Raw genomic sequence first — 1,971 nt, forward strand, 5'->3', positions numbered from 1 at the left:
CGTCAAGGTGGTCAATGCCGATTCGAAACTGGACGGCGGCGCTCAATCGCTTTATGATTATGTTCGATGACCGTATCAGCAGACATTTAATCTAAATCGCAGTTACACAGAATTCGGGATGGTCTCTATTGAACCTCTGATGTCACCTCGACGTCGATATTGCCGCGCGTGGCTTTTGAATATGGGCAGACTTGGTGGGCTTTTTCGACCAGCTTTTGGAACTCATCAGCAGATAGCTCAGTGTTTTTGCCAATCACGTGGATTTTTGCCGCCAGCTCATAGTCATGCCCTTCGCCTTGCATCAGATCCACTTCTACTTCGGTGGTGGAGTCAAATTTGGCTTTTTCCATTTGTTTGACCGCGCCTAATGCGCCATCAAAACAAGCGCTGTAACCCATGGCAAATAGCTGCTCTGGGTTATTGCCGTCTTTGCCAGAGCCGGGCGGTACCATATTGATACTCAGATCGCTATCAGCGAGACTGGCTGAGCCTGCACGGCCGCCGGTGGTTGTACCTTTAGTAGAATATAAGGTTTTCATAACACATCCTTTGTCGTTGGTTTTGTCGCTCGTGGTGAGCTTTATTGATTTAGAGACTATTGTATTAAAATTGATTTAGAAACTTATGTATTAAAGACTTATATAAATACGATTGTAGGTGCGAGCGTCGAATAAAGGCTGGTAAGCTCGTATTGTTTTTATCCATGGTAGCAAGCTATTTGATGCGCACAATGGGTCAGGCGTAAACATATATAAAAAGTTTGTAAATATACAAACAGTGTGCGCATAACAAAACAGCGTTGATATATAAATAATGAGGGTATTGAGGTAAACTAATCACATCAATATCGCTGTTTGATCCTCAGTATAGATGACAACAAATGGCAATCGACCTGACCATGACAAGGATACTACTTAATGTTAATGAGCAACTCTATAAAAAAACGGATGGTGATTCCCAGCGTATTGTCTGTGTTGGCGCTGACGATGGTTGGCTGTGAAGAAGACGATGGTGTGTATGGTTCGGGGAATAGTAACGAGCTTGAAATCAATCATTTTGAGCGCGTAAACAATAACATCGCACGTATTGAGATTGAATATAGTGATGGAGAGCGTGATATTGATGTCACAAACATCAAAGGTGCGCTGAGCTCGCCAAATATTAATGATTTACCAGTTGCAACCGTGTTAGGAAACAACTTTGAAGGCACCCTCGAAGATCGCTATATTGAAGTCGATGGCCGCACAGTAAAACGTCCTATCTATGAGAAGGGCAGTAATAAACAATTGAACTATCAAATACGCTATAGAACGTTGAGCCTATCAGGAACAGATGCTAGTAGCTACCAAAAAGGCAATCGTCCTAGTGATGATCGTGGTATTTTCACTGATTTGAATAATTTTACCAATATTCCTACAAATGCTAGCTTCCCTACTGGTTCCGTGTGTTATATCCCTGTGACTAAGAGCGAAGAAGCGTTTTTTGTGTTCAATGATAAAAACAAAACACGATATCAAACCCTAGAAGACTGGATTGAGGTAAATGAGGATAGGTTTGGTGACAATCAGCGATATTCCACTACCACAGTCAAGGTAGGTAAAGATAATAATGCTCGTGCGGCTCAGGTGACGTTTTTTGCTACCGATGAGCGGCCTGAATATAACTACTATGGTGCCGAATATGGCAAGTCGGTTTTTGATGCAAACTATATCAACAAAAATGAACAGCGACCTAATGAAGACAGCTTTCGCGGCGTAGTCGATTGCACGTTGGTCAATGACGTAGCGGCTGACTTTTTAGAACAAGAAATCAAACGCTATTATTAAAAAAAGCCCATAATTTAGGGAGACCATCCCGAATTCTGTGTAACTGCGATTTAGATTAAATGTCTGCTGATACGGTCATCGAACATAATCATAAAGCGATTGAGCGCCGCCGTCCAGTTTCGAATCGGCATTGACCACCTTGACG

2 protein-coding genes are annotated in these 1,971 nt (G+C 42.4%); one reads left to right on the forward strand and one right to left on the reverse strand.

Annotated elements, in window-relative coordinates; translation table 11 throughout:
* Positions 1 to 125 precede the first annotated feature (125 nt).
* The gene (locus JMX98_RS13730) at positions 126 to 539 is read right to left on the reverse strand and encodes an organic hydroperoxide resistance protein (protein ID WP_201587382.1); all 414 of its coding nucleotides are present in this window, start codon (positions 537 to 539) and stop codon (positions 126 to 128) included.
* Between the two features lie 384 nt (positions 540 to 923).
* On the opposite strand from JMX98_RS13730, the gene JMX98_RS13735 reads away from it, so the two are divergent.
* The gene (locus tag JMX98_RS13735) at positions 924 to 1,826 is read left to right on the forward strand and encodes a hypothetical protein (RefSeq protein WP_201587383.1); all 903 of its coding nucleotides are present in this window, start codon (positions 924 to 926) and stop codon (positions 1,824 to 1,826) included.
* Positions 1,827 to 1,971: the final 145 nt, after the last annotated feature.

The organism is Psychrobacter sp. HII-4 (assembly GCF_904846595.1).
Classification (GTDB): domain Bacteria; phylum Pseudomonadota; class Gammaproteobacteria; order Pseudomonadales; family Moraxellaceae; genus Psychrobacter; species Psychrobacter celer.